This window comes from Staphylococcus sp. HMSC063F05 (genome assembly GCF_001837075.1).
In the GTDB taxonomy this organism is placed as follows: Bacteria; Bacillota; Bacilli; order Staphylococcales; family Staphylococcaceae; genus Staphylococcus; species Staphylococcus epidermidis.
In genome coordinates this window covers 22,527-44,088 of the sequence record NZ_KV831334.1, presented here as the reverse complement: position 1 = coordinate 44,088, position 21,562 = coordinate 22,527, and the positions used below count along the sequence as shown (strand labels likewise).

Genomic DNA, 21,562 nt, shown 5'->3' with positions numbered 1-21,562 from the left:
TATTGCCTAAACACTATTGGAATAATACATATAGCCTTTATACTTGCAGCGTACACTTTTATACGGTCACATAATCATAGCCCTGTAACTTATGTGAGGGTACTCGTATATAACCTCTGTTTACTTATACTGTTAATTTATCTATACTATGCGGCTAATATAATCTGCTACATATTAATCACACCATAATGTTTTTTCGTTTACCTGTCCCTCTTACTAAGTAAACTATTGGCTCACTTATGTGAGGCAACTTATAAAAGAAAGGCCACCACATATATTAAAGTGATGACCTTGTAAACATGCCTTAGACATAGAAATTCAATTGAACAAATGAAGGAGGAACGCATGGCTATTTTAGACTTTAATAAAGAGCGCTCGTTATTAAAGATATTTATAATCCTTAATATCTTTATTATAACATAAAAGGCTCAACCATGGTATTTTAAGCGCTATTTAAATTGATAGAAACAGCTAAAATTTCACCTATGTGACTCACTCTATTGTCTTTACCTTCTGCATTTTTTACATACACGTCAACACTATCTACTTTATTATTTTTGATTTGTTCAAATGCTTTATCTTTTGCATGATCCCCACTCTTCCAAGCATGAATGAGTGTATGGTTTTTCTTAACTATAAACTCTCTATTATTTCTCTGACTTGAAGCAATAATAAAGTTCAAATTGCCATTCATCATGACACAACTGTTTTTATTAAACTTAATCTTTTTAACTGCTTTCGGTTCAATTTCTCCTTCTTCAAAGTCACTCACTATATTTAATTTATTATCTACATCAGCCAGTTCTATAGGCACTCTACTTGAACTAGCTAATATCATTAAATCTTCACCATTTTCAGTTACCTTTGCTCTATTCCCTTTATATCTAATGGCTGTGATCATCGCATTACCTCCTTACCACTTCTTTTTATTGAAGTAATATTTTTGGAAGTCCTCTAATGATTCTTCTTTTAACATATCTTCAAGCAACCATGAGTAATCTCTAGGCGTTGTATTGCCCCCAATTTTAACTTCATCAGCAAGCATTTGCCCTTTGTATTGATTGTGAATGTTACTAGGGTGCTTCTGCTCTTGTTTAACATAGCGTAATCGTGATATACGCCTGCCACCTTCATTCTTATTCTCAATCATTTTGCGATAAGTGGCTGCAACTTCTTGAAGTTTATCTTTCATCTCTTTTCGATATTGTTCGTGTGTTTTTATAATATCTTTCATTTCACTATCATATGCATCGTAGAATGATGTAAATTCATCATCTGTGATACTGTAATCCGATGTTTTAAGTTGTTCATCTAATTTCAATAACTCTTGTTCTAAATCAGCTTGTTGACGCTTTAATTTTGTAGCTTCGGCAAATTCATCTTGATGTTGATAGTGTATAATCTTAGCATTGATTTTTTTAATACGATCTACTAGCTGATCATATTGTTTTTGAACTTCTTTAGCACGTAACCTTTTACCATAAATTTGTTTATCAAAGATACTGATTGAATTTTCTTTTACTGTTTTACTCATACTTCGTAACCTCTTTTTTTCATTTTTTAATATTAATACTTCTTATCACATCATGGTAGTGTATCCAAAACTCATTGTTTGAATTTGTGTTATACTCCCAAACCTTCATTGCCCTTACATTGTACACTATAAAAATTGTTACCTGGTACTAATTATTTACTTAAATTATACCACAAAAGGCTCTGTTAAGCCAATTGTGGTGGTTTAACTGTTTTGGTTCAGCTGAATCAAAACTGTTATTTTTGTATGTTATGCCACTACCAAAGCCCGAAGCTTTTCCAATGATGTCTCTGGTTTTTCCGTTTTTCTCGATGTGGCCCACGGTCCACTTCGACAGTTTTAGAGTTTTTTTACCTCTGGTCCACGGACCATACCTTGTTTTTTACAGCCATTCTATCTTTAGCCTTTTTAGCTTCAGGCCCATGGTCCTTAAGCTTTATATTTAATTTCCGTTGTGGTCCTTGGACCATAACGGTATTTTTATGTTGTTTTAATGGCTTTAGTTCAGCCGAATTACTCCTTTATTTATTTTGTTTTCTTAAATAACCCAAATAACTTTTTACCCTAGCAAGGACAAGGTCAAATTCACCGACTGCTAACGTTTTATAACTTTTTCTTTTATTCGTATTCGGTATAAATGTCTCCCGCCACGCTACCCATTCATCATTTATTAATTCCATAAAAACTTGTGATGTTCGACTAATTGAACAGAAATAAATTTCTTCAGATACTCCTACAATTAAGCCTATGCGTTTAGCTTGTTCATCTAAATTAAAATCATATTCAACGGCTTGCACTTCTCACGGTCGCCTCCCAACTTCTTTCAGTGAAAACATCACCATTTTTATTATCACCAATCAATATACGTAACGGCTCTATATCCACGTTACATTGAACGGCATAGCTTACTGCTTTATATAAATCATCATTTCTGAAGTCACTTTGACCATTTATAATGCGTTGATATGCACGTTTGCCCTCTCCACCTTTGCCACCTCTTACGTGATCGAAATTTTGATTGGGCAATCTATTTTTTATAGAATACGGCTCTAGTGTTTGTTGTACATAGTTACCAGCTTTTGAAAATATACGTTGTTCAAATTTACCTTGATATTCAGTAACATTGACGCCATTATGTGTATACTTGCCTTTATATGTCTGACTGCCAGCAAGAACAAAATAATTATTATCATGAGCTTTTATATCAATAGACGGCAAATATCCGATTTTTTGACCGTAATTTATCCCCTCACGTTTGTGGAAAATAACATGTTTGCCACCACTTGCCGTTGTCTGTACCAACGTATTTTGAGCGTTAGATACAATTTCTTCATAATAGGGTATATCCTTTAAACTTTTGAAACCGTCCTTACCTTTTTTATGGTCTATATCAATATCGATACACCACACACCACGAGTTAAGACGCCCAATACATGCGCTTGATGATATGAATTTCTGTGTTGCTCAATAAAATCATCTGTTATTGTTACATCTGCAAATGAAATTGTAGGCGTTTTATATTCATTAAGTGGTATGACTTGGATATTCTTTTTTAATAAATTTTTAGCAACATGGTAGCCTGTCATTGAATTCCTCCTTTTAACAAGAGTGGTAGTAACCCTTGTAACGCTTATTTTTTCTATAGTAGCTAAATCATTTTACATTCAATAAAAACGCTATAGAAATTAGAGTTACAAGAGTTACCGACCGTTATTACAACAATTTAAGAGTTACTATAAGAGTTACTATAGAGTTACGGTAGCCCTTATTACTCATTTAAAAGTTCTAATGCCATATTAAATAGTTCTGGATTACCAACGTTATGCACTCTAGCATTTACGCCGTCTATCTTTTTTTGGTTATTAATGCTTACACCGATTCTCTTCATATCCTCTTTAGCTTGCTTGTATCGTAAACTTTTATAATCTTGTTCAATTAACTTTTGTAGTATTTCATCACCTGCAAAAACAAAGCCTTGCTCTGATAACATTTTAAGCATAGTAACTTGTGTTTCAGTTAATTCATCTTCACTAAAGTAATTTTTCAATGTAACATCATCAAACTTGAATTCATGACCTATTTCTTTGAGATAATTTAAGCTAGCTATTAAAAATGACACGCCTGCTATTTCTGAATTTTTATCATTCGGCTTCACAAAATCCCAATATGGCTTAAATATCTGATAACGTTCTTCGTCTGTTTCATTAATCGGTCTATCTTTAAGTGATATTTTGATTGTACGTGTTGTGTTAGCTGTAATTTCACCTGTATCTACATTTTCGTTTGTATCAAGGACTAATAGCGCTCTATTTTTAAATGTAAAAGCATTTCTACCGATACCACGACCAGATATAATTTCACCTGTCGCAATTTTTCTTAATATGCGCATCATAGCTTTAGTAATTTCACCTGTTTCATTCGCATGTGCTATATCTGCACCGTAAAAATTCATCCATTCGTTAGATGCTTCAAATCCACCAGAAACGAGACTATCAAAATTCACTTTATTTAATTGGAATAGCGTTTCAAATGTAGTCATGAATAAACCTTTACCCGAGCGTCCGAAATCTTTCATAAGAAACCATTTTTCAGCTTGGATAAGTTGCATTTTGCGATACATGGCATAAGCATGTACCAATTTTAAATTGTTCTTACTCTTATCATTTTCGGTAACAAGGTCATAAAACTTTCTAGGTGTATCTAAATCTATATCTTTATGGTTCACATCATATTTCAATGCAAATAATTCATTTTGTTTTAAAGGACGTTTTGTCATTTTCAAATGCTTAACATCATAAACAAAATCATTTCCAGCAAAAGCATGTGGCAAGATATTGTAACCGTGATTGACTTCGATATAGTCACGATACAGTTCTGTCATAACTTCTAGAAAGTCATCAATTTGATGTTTATTATCCACTGGGTATTTTAATGCAAAATAGGTATCGTCTATGAACTCGTAATAGTTGTTTTTCACAAAAAGGAATGCATCCAGTTCATTAGAATAAATAACCTTATCCGCCATTAAATCTGCAATAAATCGTGCATAGTTTGTAAAGTGATCAGCGTGAAAAGTTGCTTTTTTCTTTTCTTCTCCATTATCTTCTTCAACAGTTTTGACATTAATTTTTCCGTAAATAAGCCCTAATTTCTTTGGAATTATGGTATAATTTAAAGTAAGATTATTAATGTAATCACCTGCGATGTTATCTTTTTCACGGTGATACAAATTTCCTTTATTATCAAACACTTGTTTATCAGATGAGATAGAAGCGAAATGAATTCGCTTGCTTATCTCCTTAATTCTTGATAAGTTCGTTGTATTGATATAATCTAAATTTGAGTGAAACTCAAAATGTTTTTTGTATAAAGTAACTTCGTCCATATAATCAACCTTTCATATGTGTTATTATTTTTATGAGTATTTAATTAAATACTTATCATCTATGCGTTATCTGATTTTGTCGCCAAACTTACATCAGATGACGCTTTTTTCATATCTTCTAATACTGTGTCTAGTTCCTTTAGATATATGCTTAATAAATCAATGTGTTGTGTAATGTAAGGTCGATGCTCGTGATACTTGTATCCGTGGTTCAATATTTCATCTTTGGTTAACATATGACCACCATCATGCTTAAAATACTCATCATCAAACCAGCCGAATGTAGTTAATGCATCGTCAATTTTTCTTTTAATAATGTCTACATCTTCAATAAAATTTTTAGTTTCCCAATTCATTATTGCTTAACTCCTTTTCTAAACTGAATTACTTTATTATCTTTTAACGTTGGTACTGGAACACCGTAATATTTACATACATTTTCAAACCTCTTATATTTCCGTTCCCAATTCTTAAATTCTTCTTCAAATTGACCATATATACTTTTAAATTCAAATTGGAGATCGTCTAATACAATTTGCTCAATAGCTTCAGCACCTTTAATATCTTTTTCTTCTCTGTACGCTTTGGCCTTTTCAATTAAATATCCTATCAACTCTGAAAGTCTATCTGTTTCACCTCTTAACTGAGATACATTCATAGCTGGTATTGCCATATCGTCATATGCTTTTAAAATTTCTGTTATCATTTATATTTCCTCCACTTCAATATTTCCTACGATATAATCAAGCGTCCATTCTAAAATGCCGAACACATGGCCTTTTCTATCTGTCGTGTATTTTGTTTCGCCTTTATTATCAATTAAGCTGTAATGATAAACTTCTTTATCTTCTTTCATGACATCACCTAACGTCATTGTTACTTCGTCAAGAATTGAAAACGCCTCATCTTCAAAATCTAATTCAGCAAGAATGTTAAACAATTCTTTATGGATAAGTTTAAGCATATATTCATAGTAATCAGTATCAGTTTTTCGGTAATTTGTTCTTGAATGAAATATTTGTTTTGGTATGAATAGTTCTCCATTTTGACTATCTTCGGAAATCACTTTCTCTAATACTTTTACTACTTTTGATAATTGATATTTTTCTTTAATTTTCATTTTCTAACTCCTCCAAATCGCTACTAATTAATAACGTAAACATTACACCGAATAAATATATTGCTAGAACTATGTGAAACGGGACAACGTATATCGCTAAACAAGTTATTACCACCGTTAAAAGTAAATAGAATAGGAATTTATACATTTTGTGCCTCCAGTAATTTTTTAATATTCACTTGCTTAAAATCATTATTCTGAATATCCATGTGAGATGTAAGTTGTTCCATAAATTCATCTACATCAGACTTTTTAAAACGGTATGTGCTACCTACCATGAAATATTTCATACCGTTATTTATAAGTAATTCTTCAATCGTTGGCTTACTTAAGTTCAGATATTCAGATAATTCTTTATAGGTCATGAAATACTTCTCTTTTGCTAATTCATCGACACGTTGATTAATTGCTTGTTCTAATAATTCACGTGCTTCATCTTCATCAATATTAATGTTGAACATTTATTAAGCCTCCTTTTGAATGTAAGTAAATAAATTTTCCATAGGTACATTTAATTCTTTAGATATATGAGATGCCATTTTTGGCGAAGGATTAGCTTTTTTATTGACTATCGCACTAAGATAAGAAACCGAGATTTCAGACTTTTTAGCAAATCCTCGCAAACTATAACCATTTTTAGCAATCTCCCCTCTTAATTCATAAACATTTACTTGAATCATATTATCACCTCTTTTGTAACTTAATTAGGTAACATTATTTTGTTACACTCTTATATTATACTTAATAAAGTAACATTTCAAGACCTTTTTTAGAAATGTTATCTATTTTTGTTACATTTATGTTATTCTTTGTTTTGAGGTGATAAAAATGAATCAAGAAGGTACGTTAGGAAGTAGAATTAGAGAACTAAGAAAAGAATATCCAATGACCTTGGAAGAGCTAGGGGATAAAGTAGGTGTAACACATGCTTTTCTCTCAAGAGTAGAAAATAACAAAGTAAAACCAAATGATGAATTATTACAAAAATTAGCTTCTATTCTTGATTATAATGATAGCAATGACTATTTGAATGAATTTAGAATGTTATCAGGAACGTTTGACAATATTGATAAAAACAATCCATATTATAACGAATTAAAAGCTAGTGGCAGATTAGAAATCAATAATTATGATATAAGAAACGTAAAGAAAGATAAGATTGTAGAAAAGCCATATTATAAATTAAATTATCTCTTTGAAAGTGACTTTAAAGTTTTTTATGATATTAAAACTTCTATATTAGGTGAAAAAATTGCCACTATTGAAATTCCATATAATATTTTAAATTCTATATATAAAGATATTAATTTAAGAATAATTGATTTAATAAAAACTAATCCTGAACTTTTAACTAGTATTTCTAATCCTGAAATATTAGATGAATATAATAATAATAGAAAAATGCAAAAAGAAAAGATTTTTGAGTATCTACAATATATTAATCCAAATGATGACTTTGAGGATTTTATGCGTGAGATATTTAATGATGAAGATATATTATAATTTCGTAAAGGTGATTAAATGGCAAGTTATGATCAAATTTCAAATAAAAATTGGCGTTATCGTATATCTCTAGGTAAAAATCCGCAAACGGGCAAATATGAATACATATCCAAAACGGGATTTAAACGTAAATCAGACGCTAAACATCAAGCTGAAATGATTGAACGCCAATTAAGAAATGGCGATTATATAGCACCGTCTACATCTACATTCACACAAGTTGCTGATGATTGGCTTAAACAATACAGTAATGAAGTTAAAATAAGCACTGTAAGAGTGCGTGAGAAAGCCATATATCACGCTTTAGAACGTTTCGGCACTTATCCTATACAAAGTATTAAGAAACATGATTATCAAACATTTGTGGACGATATGACGGCACAATTTAGTAAGAATTATGTTGATAGTATTGTCGCTTCTACTAATATGATATTTAAATATGCTTATGATATGAAGTTGATTAAAACACTTCCTACTGAGGGTATTAAGCGACCTAAAAAGAAAATGACCGTTGAGAAATTAGAGGGCAATGAATTACGACAGAAGTTTCTCGAAAAAGATGAGTTATTTGAATTCTTACAAGTAGCTAAATATCAACATGCACCACTCAATAGCTTTGAGGTATTTACCACATTAGCTTACACGGGTATGCGTGCCGGTGAATTAATAGCGTTGAAGTGGTCTGATATAGATTTTGATAACAATACGATCAGTATTACTAAAACGTATTACAATCCCAATAATAATAAGAAAAAGTATCAAATACTAACGCCTAAAACTGAAAGTTCTATCGGTAAAATTTCTGTTGATGCTAATGTCATTCAATTACTCAAAGATTATAAAGTAAATGTTCAAGATAAATGGAAAAATGAGTTATATGTCGATAATGATTTTGTCTTTACTGATAATAACGGTTATCCCCTTGTGATTAAGAAAATCTCACAATGGATACACTCAATCATGAAACAAACGAATATCAATAAAAATATCTCGACGCACTCGTTTAGACATACACATTGCGCATTACTTATTGAAGCTGGTGTACATATTAAAGAAATACAAGAACGTTTACGCCACAAAGATATTAATACCACAATGAACATCTACGCCAAAATTACAAATTCATATAAAAAAGACGCTTCCCAAAAGTTCAGCCAACTCATGGAAAACGTCAGTAAAGAATTATTTTAGAATTTTTATGTCATTATTATGTCATAAATAATAACCGAACACCTTTAAACCAACGTTTATAGGTGTTTTTACATCATACCTGGCATGCCACCCATTCCAGGTTGTTCATTATTTTCTGGCTCTGGAATACTAGCAACGACTGCTTCAGTTGTTAAGAACATAGCAGCTACACTTGCTGCATGTTGTAACGCTGAACGAGTTACTTTAGTTGGATCTACTATACCTTCTTCTAACATATTAACCCATTCATTTGTTGCTGCATTGAAACCAACGCCCGCTTCAGCATGTTTTAAACGTTCAACAATAATTGAACCCTCTAATCCTGCATTTTCAGCAATTTGTCTAACAGGTGCTTGTAATGCTTTTAATACGATATTAACACCCGTTTCAACATCACCTTCTGCTTTAATTTCACTTACTTTTTGATATATATTGACTAACGCAGTACCACCACCAGCAACGATACCTTCTTCCACCGCCGCACGTGTTGAATTTAATGCGTCTTCAATTCTTAATTTACGTTCTTTAAGCTCTGTTTCACTTGCAGCCCCTACTTTGATAACAGCTACGCCGCCAGCTAGTTTTGCCAAACGTTCCTGTAATTTTTCTTTATCAAACTCTGAATCAGTTTCTTCAATTTGTGCTTTAATTTGACCTACACGAGCATCAATATTATTTTCATCACCATTACCATCTACGACTGTTGTATGATCTTTAGTCACTTCAACTTTATTAGCAGTACCTAGCATATCAAGAGATGCATCTTTAAGTTCTAAACCTAAATCATCAGTAATGACTTGAGCACCAGTTAATATTGCTAGGTCTTCTAACATTGCTTTACGTCGATCACCAAATCCTGGGGCTTTAACTGCTACAGCAGTAAATGTTCCACGCATACGGTTTAAAACAATATTAGTAAGTGCATCGCCTTCTACTTCATCCGCAACAATTAAAATTGGTCGACTAGCCTGCACAACTTGTTCTAATAATGGAAGAATATCTTGGAATGATGAAATTTTCTTATCCGTTACTAATATATATGGACGTTCTAATTCAGCTATCATTTTATCTGAGTCAGTTACCATATATGGTGATTGATAACCGCGATCAAATTGCATTCCTTCAACTACTTCTAATTCTGTATTAAACCCATTTGATTCTTCAATAGTGATAACGCCATCGTTACCTACTTTATCCATTGCTTCAGAAATGTAGCGACCGATTTCTTCATCTGCTGCTGAAATAGCTCCAACTTGCGCTATCTCGTTCTTATTTTCAACCTTTTGAGAAATCTCATGAAGCGCTTCTATAGCCACTTGCACTGCTTTGTCAATACCTTGTCTTAAGCCTACAGGATTTGCACCACTTGTAACATTCTTAAGACCTTCCTGAATCATTGATTGTGCTAAAACTGTTGCTGTAGTTGTACCGTCCCCAGCGATTTCATTTGTTTTATTCGCAACTTCCTGCACTAATTTTGCACCCATATTCTCATATGGATCTTCTAACTCTATTTCCTTAGCAATTGTTACACCATCGTTGGTAATTAAAGGTGTTGTGTAATCCTTATCTAGAACCACATTTCGCCCTTTAGGTCCAATTGTAACCTTTACAGCGTTTGCTAATTTATCAACACCACGTAACATTGCTTGACGCGCATCTTCAGAGAATTTAAGATCTTTTGCCATAGTCTAAACAACCTCCACTTATTAAATCATTTAATTAATATTTAAAATTCGCTCTTTATTCTATAATAGCTAATATATCTTCTTCATTTAAAATTAAATATGTTTTGTCGCCACGTTTTACTTCAGTACCTGCATATTGTTGGAAGACGATTGTGTCACCTTCACTGACTTGAGGAGCAACTTGTGTGCCATTGTCTAATAAACGACCTTGTCCAACTGCAATGATCACACCTTCATTTGATTTTTCTTTAGCGCTATCTGTTAAAACGATGCCACTTTTAGTTGTTTGTTCTTGCTCTTTCTTCTCAATAATCACACGATTTCCTAATGGTTTAAGCATGATTGTTCCTCCTTCATTTACATGTGATTTAGCACTTTGATATATAGAGTGCTAATCTGATTTTAATATTAATCAAAATTGGTCAATATATCAAGCCAAAAGGATTATTAATTTTGTACTTAACCTTTATTTACGATAAAATACATAATATACATATATAGATGGAGGGAAATTATGAAAAGGTTATGGGTATCCCTATTAACCGTTCTATTCTACGGTTTAGCTCAAATACTACCTGGGTTGGTTTTAGGTAGCCATTTACTTGGAGATATGTCTAAAATGCAAACTGCCCAAACAATGAGTATCATGCAAGTATCTATCTTTATCATCGCTGCATTGTTAATCATTTTCATGCAAGCAACCATTAAAAATCCTACTCAATTAGAACAAGGACATAAGGAACCTAAAAGATATATTTTCGCCTGGGTTCTATTAGGATTTTGTATTGTGATGATTTACCAAATCATCATCAGTATAATTTTATTTGCCATCAATGGCAGTCCGCAAAGAAGTCCAAACACTGAAAGGTTAATGGCTATTGCTAAGCAAATGCCGATATTTATCGTTTTAATATCCATAGTAGGTCCCATTTTAGAGGAATACGTTTTTCGTAAAGTTATCTTCGGAGAATTGTATAACTTTATAAAGGGATCACGTGTGGTAAGCTTTATCATTGCTTCTATAGTAAGTTCTCTAATATTCGCTTTAGCACATAATGACTTCAAATTTATACCGGTATATTTTGGAATGGGAGTCATTTTCTCACTTGTTTATGTTTACACAAAACGAATTGCTGTACCTATAGGCATACACATGCTTATGAATGGTTCGGTTGTATTAACTCAAGTTGTGGGTGGAGATTCTATTAAAAAATTGCAAGAACAAGCAACATTTATATTCCATCTTATATTTTAAAATAAAAGCATCTCATCATGTATAAATTAATTATCATACATGGCGAGATGCTTATTTTATTACTTTTTTCTTCTAAAGATATATAGTCCAGTGACTCCTAGAAAAATTCCAATTATTGCAATACTTAACGATAAAAGACTTCGATGTATTTTCTTTTTCTTATCATAATCTTTGGAGTGTCCATCATTATTTGTTGTTATCTCATCTGCACTATGGTTTTTGAAGGCGCTATGATTTTTATCTTCTTTATCCGTAGGTTTTTTAAGTTCTGGCATTGAGCCGATTTCTCCTGTAATTAAAGCTAAAACCTGATCATCTAAATTTTCATAGTATTTACTAGAATTAAGTGGATTAAAATATTGAAATCTGAAATAGCTTGTCCCTTTTTGTAATGAATTTAAATATTCATTTCCTCTAAATGATTGCTTTCTAAACAAGCTATAAATGTCACTATCTGTCACCTTTCCATCTAATTGATTCAAATTTTTTACTTGATTAATCAAAAACGGATTGTACTTATAAGCACCCGTGGCTAATTGTCTGAATCTGCTAATTAATGAATTGGTATTATCGCTACTATTCATTCTATGTTCGGTATTATTTTGAGATTTAAAAAAGCCATTTTTGTTCCATATAAATTGATTTATATTATTTTGATTTCTATGACCTGAATTAGAATTAATAATATTTTGTTGACGTTTAAAAGGCGCACCATCTCCACTAGTACGTGTATGATTAATATTATGGTTTATATTGTTTATATTGTTTTGATTTGTTTGATTGTATTTAGGCCTTTGGGGTTGATTCGTATGTCTTTGAGAAGGTCTATTTGTATTTCCTTTAGGGTTACCAGGTTTTTTTCCGGTATGTGAACCCTTACCTGAACTTGTACCAGAGTCTGAATCACTATCTGAATCTGAGTCACTATCTGAGTCTGAATCACTATCTGAATCTGAATCACTGTCTGAGTCTGAGTCACTGTCTGAATCTGAATCACTATCTGAATCTGAATCACTATCTGAATCTGAATCACTGTCTGAGTCTGAGTCACTGTCTGAATCTGAATCACTATCTGAGTCTGAATCACTGTCTGAATCTGAGTCACTATCTGAATCTGAGTCACTATCTGAATCTGAGTCACTGTCTGAATCTGAATCACTATCTAAATATGTGTCATTTTCTGAGTCACTATTTGAAACGATATCTGTATCTAAATCATTATCCGAATTCATACTAATTCCTGTGCGACTAGTGTCATTCACTCGATTGATAATATTGCTCTTAGCTGTATTTCTATCAATTTGATCTTTAGAAAAATTAATGTCAATAGGATGATTACCTTCAGCATGTGCTTGGTGACTGAATAATGATGTAGTTACCATGAAAGCAAAGCCCGTAAGCATAAATGAATGTTTAATGTTAAACTTTTTCATAAATTCAACCACCTCCCCATTACAATCTTTTGTTAGTTCAAGTATATAAAAAAACTAAGCATTTTGCATTTAAATATGATTATTGAAAATTAATATTAATAAAGTTGAAACGTAAAAGTAACTATTTGTAAACAACAGAATTCAAGAATATTTTTATTTTAATTATTACTTGATAATTAAATGTAAGCTAAAGCTTTACCCTAAGCCTAACAAAATTTCAAAATTTATGTTAGTTCAATATAGTTGTATGTATAGATTAACATGATTAAATTTTAGATATTTTAAATGAAATTTTGCCTTTAACTGGCAATTTTAGTATCTTATAACTAAAACGATAGGCGGGTGAATATATTGAAAATCCAAATACTTCAATTCAATGTAGAACGTGGAAATGTTGATAAAAATATGCAAAATATCAAAACTAAGTTTAATCAATACTTAGATAAAGATACCAGTGTCGTCGTGCTTCCAGAAATGTGGAATAACGGTTATGCATTAGAAGAATTAGAACAAAAAGCTGATAAAAATCTTAAAGACAGCTCTCTCTTTATAAAAGACTTAGCACATACATTTAATGTAGATATCATTGCAGGTTCAGTGTCAAATATAAGAGAAAACCATATATATAATACTGCTTTTGCAATTAATAAAAACAAAGAATTGATTAATGAATATGACAAAGTACATCTCGTGCCAATGTTACGTGAGCCAGACTTTTTATGTGGTGGAAATGTAGTCCCTGAACCTTTTTATTTATCTGATCAAACACTTGTGACGCAAATCATTTGTTATGACTTGCGATTTCCAGAGATATTGCGCTATCCAGCTAGAAAAGGTGCTAAAATTGCTTTTTATGTAGCGCAGTGGCCTAGCTCAAGACTAGATCATTGGTTATCATTACTAAAAGCGAGAGCAATCGAAAATGATATTTTTATTGTAGCTTGTAATAGTTGTGGTGATGATGGTCACACCAATTATGCTGGAAATTCAATTGTCATTAATCCTAATGGTGAAATTTTAGACCATTTAGATGATAAAGAAGGAGTACTAACAACACATATCGATGTAGACTTAGTAGATCAACAAAGAGAATATATTCCAGTTTTCAGAAATCTAAAACCACATCTTTATAAATAGCATAGTTAAAGCCGTGAGCTTGGGAGAGACTCACGGCTTGATAACTTATTATTAAGGGAATGTTTTTACAGTTATTTTTTCAATCTATTTTTTGGGGATGTTATTAATTATGAAAAAATTTTAGTGAATTTATCTATTTAACATGATAAATTGAATGTTGTTTACGATAGCTTACATGCTAGAAATAATTACCTATTTAAGGTAGCTAAGAATAATACGTAACACTGAGTCCAAGGAAACTACAGCTACTAGCAAATGCTTCTCACTTGCTTAGTTTATATTAGTAAATTATTAAGTTGGGATGGCTCAACAACTCACTAATAATATTAATTATACGAAGAAAACAAAGTTACAAAAGTTACAATAGACTCATTCAAAAATTATTTTTTGAATTTATTAACTGTATCGATAATCCATTTTACTAAATCACCGATTGTAGAAATGATATCTGCTGCCATTATAACTTCACTCCTTTCGAATTAAGGTAATGGATACGAATGAATTTAACATTCACTCGACTAGATTAAGCAAATTTTTCAACTATCTTTCAATCACATCTCTGTGATATGAGTCTATTAAAACATGATTTTTCCATTTAAAGATTAAAATTTCATAAATAGCAATATTTAGTACTCAACTGTAAAACTAAATATGGTAAAATATCTAATAGTACTTAATTAAAACACTTAGGTATATTTTTTAACAGTTAGGCATGCTTTCTAAAAAATGTTGCGCAAAATTGTATAATGACACTTGAGGAGAGTAGTAAACAAGTGAAAATCATCGATAAAAAAATTGAGCAATTTGCTCAATATTTACAACGTAAAAATAACTTAGATCACATACAGTTTCTAAAAATTCGTTTAGGGATGCAGGTACTAGCGATAAATATTGAAAAGTCTATAGTTGTGTATGGGCTAGCAATAATCTTTCATACTTTCTTTTACACACTTTTAACTCATTTAAGTTATTTTTTAATTAGGAGACATGCACACGGTACGCATGCAAATTCGTCATTGTTATGTCATATTCAGAACATAATTTTCTTTATTATCTTTCCATACTTAATAATAAAGTTAGATATTAACTATTTTGTTCTTTTATCTATGGCATTAGTCGGATTAATTATTACCATTTTATACGCACCTGCAGCAACTAAGAAACAACCTATACCTAGACGTCTTGTAAAGCGAAAAAAAATACTCTCCATATTTTTATATTGTACTATCGTAGTTATTTCATTAGTAACTAAAGAACCGGTAAATAAACTTATTTTATTCGGTGTAATTTTAGAATCTTTAACATTACTACCCATCTTTTTCCCTAAGGAGGATATTAATCATGGAAAACATTTTTAATTTATTTATAAAATTTTTCACTACAATCTTGGAATTTATTGGTACTGTAGCAGGAGATAGTGTATGTGCCTCTTACTTTGACGAACCAGAAGTACCAGAAGAACTGACTAAACTATACGAGTAAATATAACCCTAGAAAGTGTGTAAGATATGGATGATATTAATCTATTTCCGTTTGCAGGCCTACAAATCTTTTTAATGATTTGGGTTACTAAAGTTATCATTAATATGAAATTTAATTTTAGGGATTACATAATCGTTTTTACGATTGTAATCCCTTCTGCAATAATGTATTACTTTTGGCAAAGTAAAGCATTAATAGTTTTGGTTATAATAATCACCATTTTCTTTTATACAAAAATAAAGCTTTATTCAATATTAGTTGTATTATTCACCACTATGATCTTATATATAACTAATTTCATAACTGTATACATACATTTGACTATAAAAGATTATATTCCGTTTAAATTTGCTTTACAGTTAATACATTTTACCTCTTTTGTAATCATAACTCTAATTATTGCTTATTTAACTCAACTATTGTTCAATAAATTAAAAGTATCCTACTTGTCACTCAATAAAAGATACTTATTGATAATAACAATAGTACTTTTCATATCATTTATTTTACTTTATATGGTGTCACAAACTGATATGCGAGGAAATGATACCCTTAAATTATATGCCATCTTATTGTTGGGTATTATGGTTTTTTTAAGTGTAGTGATATTAGTGATGTCCAATTTTACACTCCGTGAAATGAGGTATAAACGTAATGTAAAAGAAATCGAAGCATATTATGAGTACACGTTACGTATAGAAAGCATTAACAATGAAATGCGTAAGTTCCGACATGATTATGTGAATATCCTCACCACTCTTTCAGATTACATTAGAGAAGATGATATGCCTGGATTACGTAAATATTTTAATGAAAATATCGTTCCAATGAAAGATAAATTAAAAACTCGCTCTATTAAAATGAATGGTATTGAAAAGTTGAAAGTGAGAGAAATTAAAGGGCTGATTACTACTAAAATTATTCAAGCTCAAGAAAAACGTATTCCAATTAGTATTGAGGTTCCTGATGAAATTGATCGTATCGATATGAATACTGTTGAGCTTAGTCGTATTATCGGTATTATAGTTGATAATGCTATTGAAGCTTCAGAAAATCTTGAGGAACCACTCATCAATATCGCATTCATCGATAATGAGGAATCTGTCACTTTTATCGTTATGAATAAATGTAGTAATGATATCCCTAAAATTCATGAGTTGTTTGAACAAGGTTTTTCTACTAAAGGTGATAATCGCGGTTTAGGTTTATCAACTTTAAAAGAACTGACAGACTCAAACGAGAATGTTTTATTAGATACTGTCATCGAAAATGGTTACTTTGTACAAAAAGTAGAAATAAATAATAAGGAATCATAAGGATGTGTAGAATTAAATGAAAATTTTTGTTTGTGAAGATGACCAAAGACAAAGAGAACATATGGTATCAATCATTAAAAACTACATAATGATTGAAGAAAAGCCAATGGAGTTAGCTTTAGCAACAAATGATCCTTATGAGGTCTTAGAGCAATCAAAAGAACTTAATGACATTGGTTGTTACTTCCTTGATATTCAATTAGAAGCTGATATGAACGGTATTAAATTAGCCAGTGAAATTCGTAAACATGATCCTGTTGGTAATATTATATTTGTAACCAGTCACAGTGAGCTGACTTATTTGACGTTTGTTTATAAAGTGGCTGCTATGGATTTTATTTTTAAAGATGATCCATCTGAATTAAAAATGAGAATCATAGATTGTCTTGAAACAGCACATACACGACTCAAATTATTATCAAAAGAAAGTAATGTAGATACGATTGAGTTAAAGCGGGGAAGTAATTCAGTATACGTTCAATATGATGATATTATGTTTTTTGAATCATCTACGAAATCTCATAGACTCATTGCACATCTTGATAATCGACAAATTGAATTTTATGGAAATTTAAAGGAATTAGCACAGCTTGATGAACGTTTCTTTAGATGTCATAACAGTTTTGTAATAAACAGGCATAATATTGAATCTATTGACTCAAAAGAACGTATTGTTTACTTTAAGAATGGCGAAAATTGTTTCGCTTCAGTACGTAATGTTAAAAAAATATAATGAAACACCCATCTTTACGATATGAAATTGTAAAGATGGGTGTTTTACTTATTTCTTATATTTTAAATCAATTATAGTCTTTTATATCTTCTTTTGTTGGCAAACTTTCAATAGCACCATGTTTCGTTGTTGTAAGTGCTGCGACACGATTACTAAACGCTAGTATATCCTTGCCCTTTTCCTTAAATAAATCTTTACATTCAGAATACCGAGACTCGAGTATGCAATAAATAATAGCACCTATAAATGCGTCACCAGCACCAGTTGTATCAATTGCTTGTACTTGATACCCCTCATGATGAATACGATAATCATCTTTGGTATAAATAGTTGCACCTTGCGCTCCTTGTGTATAAATCACTACATTAACTCGACCTCTAAATAAAGATTGAATCGCTTCATCTTCATTCCTCTTACCAGTAATAAATAATAATTCTTCATCAGATATTTTAACAATATGTGCTTTAGGTATGAACGCATTTATTGTACGTTGACATTCGAGTTTATCTTCCCATAAAGGTAAGCGTACATTAGGGTCAAAAACAATAGTACCATCTACTGACTCGAATTTTTCAATCATTTTCTCATGGGCATATTTCATGTCACTCTCTATTAAATCTACAGAACAAAAATGTAAAATATCGTCTTGGAATACTTGAATATCATCAATATTTTCAGGTTGATATAACATATCTGCAGAAGGTTTACGATAAAATGAGAAATCTCTTTGACCATCATCTTGAAGGCTGACAAATGCCAATGCAGTATTTGCTTTATTAGTTCGCTTAATATATTGCGTACCTACGCCAAGTTGTTCAATTGTTTCTACAATGATATCACCAAACGCGTCATTTCCTAGTTGTGTTATCATTTCTGATTTTCCACCTAATTTACTTACTGTAGCCGCTACGTTACACGGTGCGCCACCAACTTGTCGACTAAATTGTTCAACATCTTTTAATTTTGAATGCGTTACATTTGGTATGAAATCAATTAATGCCTCTCCAATAGCAAATAGACGTCTCATTATAAATCACCCTTTTAATTCATATTTAGTGAATTTTAAATATACTTGACCAGATTCAGTCGAAGCTTTTATACCTGTAGCATCCTCATTTGGGAAAATACGTGAGGTTAAAACACGCTCACCATCATTACAGAATATTTCGATACTAGATGTATCCACAAAAATTTGTAACTGTTTTAATGGTGAATCTAAAATGGTAGAACGCGTTGTTCCATCGACATTTGATGGTAGTGTCCCACTATCGGTACGATCTAAAGTGAGTTTATTTTCGTGTTTATTATAAGTAATCAGTGTAGATTCAGATCGAGAGCTACGCAATTCAAAATATATTTCTGAAGCATCATTTTCTAATATATCTATAATCATCTCATACTGCTTACCTTCATATGGATGTAATTTACGTTTAAATTTATTAGCATATCCCAAAGCTGTTTCTTTATTAGTTCTTAAATCTTCTAACTGCTTAAAAGGTCGCTGCTTAAGTTTTCCATTTTCAATGGTAAGTACTCGAGGAATAGTAAGGCAATGTGCCCACCCCTCTTTATCTGTAGGATACTCTGTATCTGGTAGTCCCATCCATCCAATTAAAATGCGTTGCCCGTCTGCATCAACAAACGTTTGTGGCGCGTAGAAATCAAAACCATTATCCAATTCTTGAAAACTTTCATGGTCGAAAAATAGATTATTAAAGTTTAAATCTCCTATCATATACCCTGATTGATAGATATTTCTATATTTATCTCCTTCAGCTTCAACGCCTTGTGGACACATGAGTATGACATCTTTATTGCCTAGTCTAAAATAATCAGGACACTCCCACATATAACCAAATTGTGTCAGATTAGTTTTAATTTCACCTTCAAAATGCCAATCAACAACATCTTGACTACGATATAAAAGTAAACGCCCCATCTCATTTTCATTTTGAGCACCTAGAATAGCGTACAGTTGACTATTTTTTTCAAATACCTTTGGATCCCTGAAATGACTTGTATACCCTTCAGGTTGTCCATGAATCACAGGTTTAGGAAACTTCTCTATTTTTCCGTCTTTGTTCATTCTGGCAATCATTTGACTGGAAATTCTATTCCAATGTTGGTCACGATGATTGCCTGTATACATATAATAAAGATGATTTTGATATTCAAAAGCACTTCCACTGTATACGCCATGACTATCATACTTAGTATCAGGTTTAAGAAGTGTTCCTTGAGGTTCAAAATGTAATAAATCTTTGCTTTTATAATTAAACCAATATTTTAAACCGTGCACAGCACCTAACGGAAACCATTGATGTGAAATATAGTAGTATCCTTCATAATAAATGAGTCCGTTTGGATCATTCAATAAACCCATTTCAGGTTGGATATGAAATGTTTGTCTATATAAAGATGTATCCACTTGGTGTTTCAGTTGCTCAAGATATGTTTCATCAACATCCTCAATACGTTGGTATCTCTCTTCACGAGTCCACTCCACTATGTTCTACCTCCTACTACAACTATTTATATATTAATAACTCTATTATTTTAACATATTGATTTAGAGAAATATGTTAATAATGTCACTTTTTGACATGTTTAAATTCATGCTTATTAATATCCAATTGATACCTGTCAATATTTAATTAATTATTTCATTCAACTATGCTTTCTCAATAATTATACCAATTTGATTAGCAATTATCATTATATGTGGTATCGGTTCCATTTTAACTAAAACAAGATTTCTATGCATGTTAATTCAATTTGATAGGAATTTTTATTTTTAATGTTGTTTGTTCACCTTTTAATAGTTGGTTAATTTCTTTTAATGCTTGCTTTCCTGCTTCAAAGTAATTATAGCTAACCGTTTGAATGACAGGTGATACTATTTGAGTCATAGGGTCTCCACCAAATCCATATATTGAACAATTGTAAAACCTTTGTTGATGATCAGAGCAATATTTATGGATTGCAAAAGCAATGGTATCAGTTGCTCCAACTATCGCATCAGCATCATGTACTCTTTCAAGTTGCTGACTTACATCTTTAAAAGCTTGTTCATGCTTAAATGTTGTTTCATAAATTTTCGGACTTATGTGATAGTCCTTCAGCGCTTGAATAACTCCCAGCTTACGTTGAATACCAACTGCAATATCTTCTTCACTAACGCCAAAGAAATGTACATTTCGACAACCTTTTTCACCAATGAGTACTCCAATTTTATATCCAGCTTCATAATCATCGTGATATATACTATATAATCGGTCGTGTTCTTGTCCTACTATAATGACAGGAACATCAATTTTCTCAATGACTTCAATATGCGCTTCAGTAATATGTGTTGCCATTAGCACGATTCCATCAACTTTACTACGTGATAATGTTTTTAGTGCCGAAATTTCACCATCTATTTTTAATCCTGTGTAATTTAATAATAACTGATATCGATGTTGATTACATTGGTGTACCAAACCCTTAATCGTTTCGTCAACAGCGTATGAATTCATACGCGGAATAATTGCTCCAATCAAATTGGTACGTCGAGCTCTTAAGCTTTGTGCAAATTGATTTGGCTGATAATTATTTTCTTCTATTATTTTAGTTATTTTTTCTTTCGTTGCTGGACTCACAGATCCATTATTTAAAAAGCGTGAAACAGTACTTTTCGATACTCCAGCTAATTTTGCTATATCTGATATATTTTTCATAAAAAATCACCTATCACGTCATCAATCGTTCCTTTTTATTTTACCATATGAACCAACGCTTTAAA

25 protein-coding genes are annotated in these 21,562 nt (G+C 31.5%); 8 read left to right on the top strand and 17 right to left on the bottom strand.

The window, feature by feature from the left end; genetic code table 11:
• Positions 1–442: 442 nt before the first annotated feature.
• The 10 genes from HMPREF2576_RS05205 to HMPREF2576_RS05160 all read right to left on the bottom strand — a co-directional run bounded on the left by HMPREF2576_RS05205 (position 443) and on the right by HMPREF2576_RS05160 (position 6,720).
• A complete protein-coding gene (locus HMPREF2576_RS05205) occupies positions 443–901 on the bottom strand; it encodes a hypothetical protein (RefSeq protein WP_037551219.1) in 459 nt (152 codons plus the stop codon).
• Between the two features lie 12 nt (positions 902–913).
• On the bottom strand, positions 914–1,534 hold the full coding sequence (locus HMPREF2576_RS05200; RefSeq protein ID WP_037551220.1) for a guided entry of tail-anchored proteins factor 1: 621 nt from the start codon (positions 1,532–1,534) through the stop codon (positions 914–916).
• Positions 1,535–2,055: 521 nt separating this feature from the next.
• A complete protein-coding gene (locus tag HMPREF2576_RS05195; RefSeq protein WP_070856207.1) occupies positions 2,056–2,331 on the bottom strand; it encodes a pathogenicity island protein in 276 nt (91 codons plus the stop codon).
• On the bottom strand, positions 2,318–3,121 hold the full coding sequence (locus tag HMPREF2576_RS05190; RefSeq protein WP_037551222.1) for a bifunctional DNA primase/polymerase: 804 nt from the start codon (positions 3,119–3,121) through the stop codon (positions 2,318–2,320). Before HMPREF2576_RS05190 ends, HMPREF2576_RS05195 begins: the two co-directional genes overlap by 14 nt.
• 182 nt (positions 3,122–3,303) lie before the next feature.
• A complete protein-coding gene (locus HMPREF2576_RS05185; protein ID WP_037551223.1) occupies positions 3,304–4,920 on the bottom strand; it encodes a hypothetical protein in 1,617 nt (538 codons plus the stop codon).
• A gap of 59 nt (positions 4,921–4,979) precedes the next feature.
• On the bottom strand, positions 4,980–5,276 hold the full coding sequence (tscT, locus tag HMPREF2576_RS05180) for a type II toxin-antitoxin system toxin TscT (RefSeq protein ID WP_037551224.1): 297 nt from the start codon (positions 5,274–5,276) through the stop codon (positions 4,980–4,982).
• Positions 5,276–5,626, bottom strand: coding sequence for a hypothetical protein (locus HMPREF2576_RS05175; RefSeq protein ID WP_037551226.1), 351 nt, complete (start codon positions 5,624–5,626; stop codon positions 5,276–5,278). Before HMPREF2576_RS05175 ends, tscT begins: the two co-directional genes overlap by 1 nt.
• On the bottom strand, positions 5,627–6,040 hold the full coding sequence (locus HMPREF2576_RS05170) for a hypothetical protein (protein WP_037551227.1): 414 nt from the start codon (positions 6,038–6,040) through the stop codon (positions 5,627–5,629).
• Positions 6,041–6,180: 140 nt separating this feature from the next.
• Positions 6,181–6,501 (bottom strand): helix-turn-helix domain-containing protein, encoded by a 321-nt coding sequence (locus HMPREF2576_RS05165; protein WP_070856205.1) that lies wholly within the window; start codon positions 6,499–6,501, stop codon positions 6,181–6,183.
• A gap of 3 nt (positions 6,502–6,504) precedes the next feature.
• Positions 6,505–6,720, bottom strand: a complete 216-nt coding sequence (locus HMPREF2576_RS05160) for a helix-turn-helix domain-containing protein (RefSeq protein WP_070856203.1) — start codon at positions 6,718–6,720, stop codon at positions 6,505–6,507.
• 148 nt (positions 6,721–6,868) lie between these two features.
• On the opposite strand from HMPREF2576_RS05160, the gene HMPREF2576_RS05155 reads away from it, so the two are divergent.
• On the top strand, positions 6,869–7,543 hold the full coding sequence (locus tag HMPREF2576_RS05155; RefSeq protein ID WP_070856201.1) for a helix-turn-helix domain-containing protein: 675 nt from the start codon (positions 6,869–6,871) through the stop codon (positions 7,541–7,543).
• Between the two features lie 18 nt (positions 7,544–7,561).
• The gene (locus tag HMPREF2576_RS05150; protein ID WP_070856199.1) at positions 7,562–8,734 is read left to right on the top strand and encodes a tyrosine-type recombinase/integrase; all 1,173 of its coding nucleotides are present in this window, start codon (positions 7,562–7,564) and stop codon (positions 8,732–8,734) included.
• 68 nt (positions 8,735–8,802) lie between these two features.
• On the opposite strand, the gene groL is transcribed toward HMPREF2576_RS05150, so the two are convergent.
• Together groL and groES are read right to left on the bottom strand one after the other, a co-directional pair.
• Positions 8,803–10,422: a chaperonin GroEL gene (gene groL, locus HMPREF2576_RS05145; RefSeq protein WP_001830447.1), complete on the bottom strand. Its 1,620-nt coding sequence runs from the start codon at positions 10,420–10,422 to the stop codon at positions 8,803–8,805.
• 55 nt (positions 10,423–10,477) lie between these two features.
• Positions 10,478–10,762: a co-chaperone GroES gene (groES, locus tag HMPREF2576_RS05140; RefSeq protein ID WP_001830378.1), complete on the bottom strand. Its 285-nt coding sequence runs from the start codon at positions 10,760–10,762 to the stop codon at positions 10,478–10,480.
• A 174-nt stretch (positions 10,763–10,936) separates the two neighbouring features.
• Between groES and mroQ the strand changes: the two genes are divergently transcribed.
• A complete protein-coding gene (gene mroQ, locus HMPREF2576_RS05135; protein ID WP_002485136.1) occupies positions 10,937–11,677 on the top strand; it encodes an intramembrane glutamic endopeptidase MroQ in 741 nt (246 codons plus the stop codon).
• A 59-nt stretch (positions 11,678–11,736) separates the two neighbouring features.
• On the opposite strand, the gene sdrH is transcribed toward mroQ, so the two are convergent.
• Positions 11,737–13,110, bottom strand: coding sequence for an MSCRAMM-like protein SdrH (gene sdrH, locus HMPREF2576_RS12570; RefSeq protein WP_070861191.1), 1,374 nt, complete (start codon positions 13,108–13,110; stop codon positions 11,737–11,739).
• 351 nt (positions 13,111–13,461) lie between these two features.
• On the opposite strand from sdrH, the gene HMPREF2576_RS05125 reads away from it, so the two are divergent.
• Positions 13,462–14,247: a carbon-nitrogen family hydrolase gene (locus tag HMPREF2576_RS05125; protein ID WP_002469371.1), complete on the top strand. Its 786-nt coding sequence runs from the start codon at positions 13,462–13,464 to the stop codon at positions 14,245–14,247.
• Between the two features lie 380 nt (positions 14,248–14,627).
• On the opposite strand, the gene hld is transcribed toward HMPREF2576_RS05125, so the two are convergent.
• Positions 14,628–14,705, bottom strand: coding sequence for a delta-hemolysin (hld, locus tag HMPREF2576_RS11625; RefSeq protein ID WP_002494082.1), 78 nt, complete (start codon positions 14,703–14,705; stop codon positions 14,628–14,630).
• Positions 14,706–15,020: 315 nt separating this feature from the next.
• Between hld and HMPREF2576_RS05120 the strand changes: the two genes are divergently transcribed.
• Genes HMPREF2576_RS05120 through agrA form a run of 4 tightly spaced genes read left to right on the top strand, consistent with a single transcriptional unit; the run spans position 15,021 to position 17,778 of the window.
• Positions 15,021–15,605: an accessory gene regulator AgrB gene (locus HMPREF2576_RS05120; RefSeq protein WP_001830005.1), complete on the top strand. Its 585-nt coding sequence runs from the start codon at positions 15,021–15,023 to the stop codon at positions 15,603–15,605.
• On the top strand, positions 15,589–15,729 hold the full coding sequence (gene agrD, locus HMPREF2576_RS05115) for a cyclic lactone autoinducer peptide AgrD (protein WP_001830021.1): 141 nt from the start codon (positions 15,589–15,591) through the stop codon (positions 15,727–15,729). Before HMPREF2576_RS05120 ends, agrD begins: the two co-directional genes overlap by 17 nt.
• Before the next feature lie 26 nt (positions 15,730–15,755).
• Positions 15,756–17,045: a quorum-sensing sensor histidine kinase AgrC gene (agrC, locus tag HMPREF2576_RS05110; RefSeq protein WP_010959211.1), complete on the top strand. Its 1,290-nt coding sequence runs from the start codon at positions 15,756–15,758 to the stop codon at positions 17,043–17,045.
• Positions 17,046–17,061: 16 nt separating this feature from the next.
• Complete coding sequence (gene agrA, locus HMPREF2576_RS05105; protein WP_001829999.1) at positions 17,062–17,778, top strand: quorum-sensing response regulator AgrA; 717 nt, start codon at positions 17,062–17,064, stop codon at positions 17,776–17,778.
• 67 nt (positions 17,779–17,845) lie between these two features.
• Here agrA and HMPREF2576_RS05100 read toward each other — a convergent pair whose 3' ends face one another.
• The 3 genes from HMPREF2576_RS05100 to HMPREF2576_RS05090 all read right to left on the bottom strand — a co-directional run bounded on the left by HMPREF2576_RS05100 (position 17,846) and on the right by HMPREF2576_RS05090 (position 21,497).
• Positions 17,846–18,805: a carbohydrate kinase family protein gene (locus tag HMPREF2576_RS05100; RefSeq protein ID WP_002485130.1), complete on the bottom strand. Its 960-nt coding sequence runs from the start codon at positions 18,803–18,805 to the stop codon at positions 17,846–17,848.
• Between the two features lie 6 nt (positions 18,806–18,811).
• A complete protein-coding gene (locus HMPREF2576_RS05095) occupies positions 18,812–20,284 on the bottom strand; it encodes a sucrose-6-phosphate hydrolase (protein ID WP_001830011.1) in 1,473 nt (490 codons plus the stop codon).
• Between the two features lie 259 nt (positions 20,285–20,543).
• A complete protein-coding gene (locus HMPREF2576_RS05090; RefSeq protein ID WP_001830022.1) occupies positions 20,544–21,497 on the bottom strand; it encodes a LacI family DNA-binding transcriptional regulator in 954 nt (317 codons plus the stop codon).
• Positions 21,498–21,562: the final 65 nt, after the last annotated feature.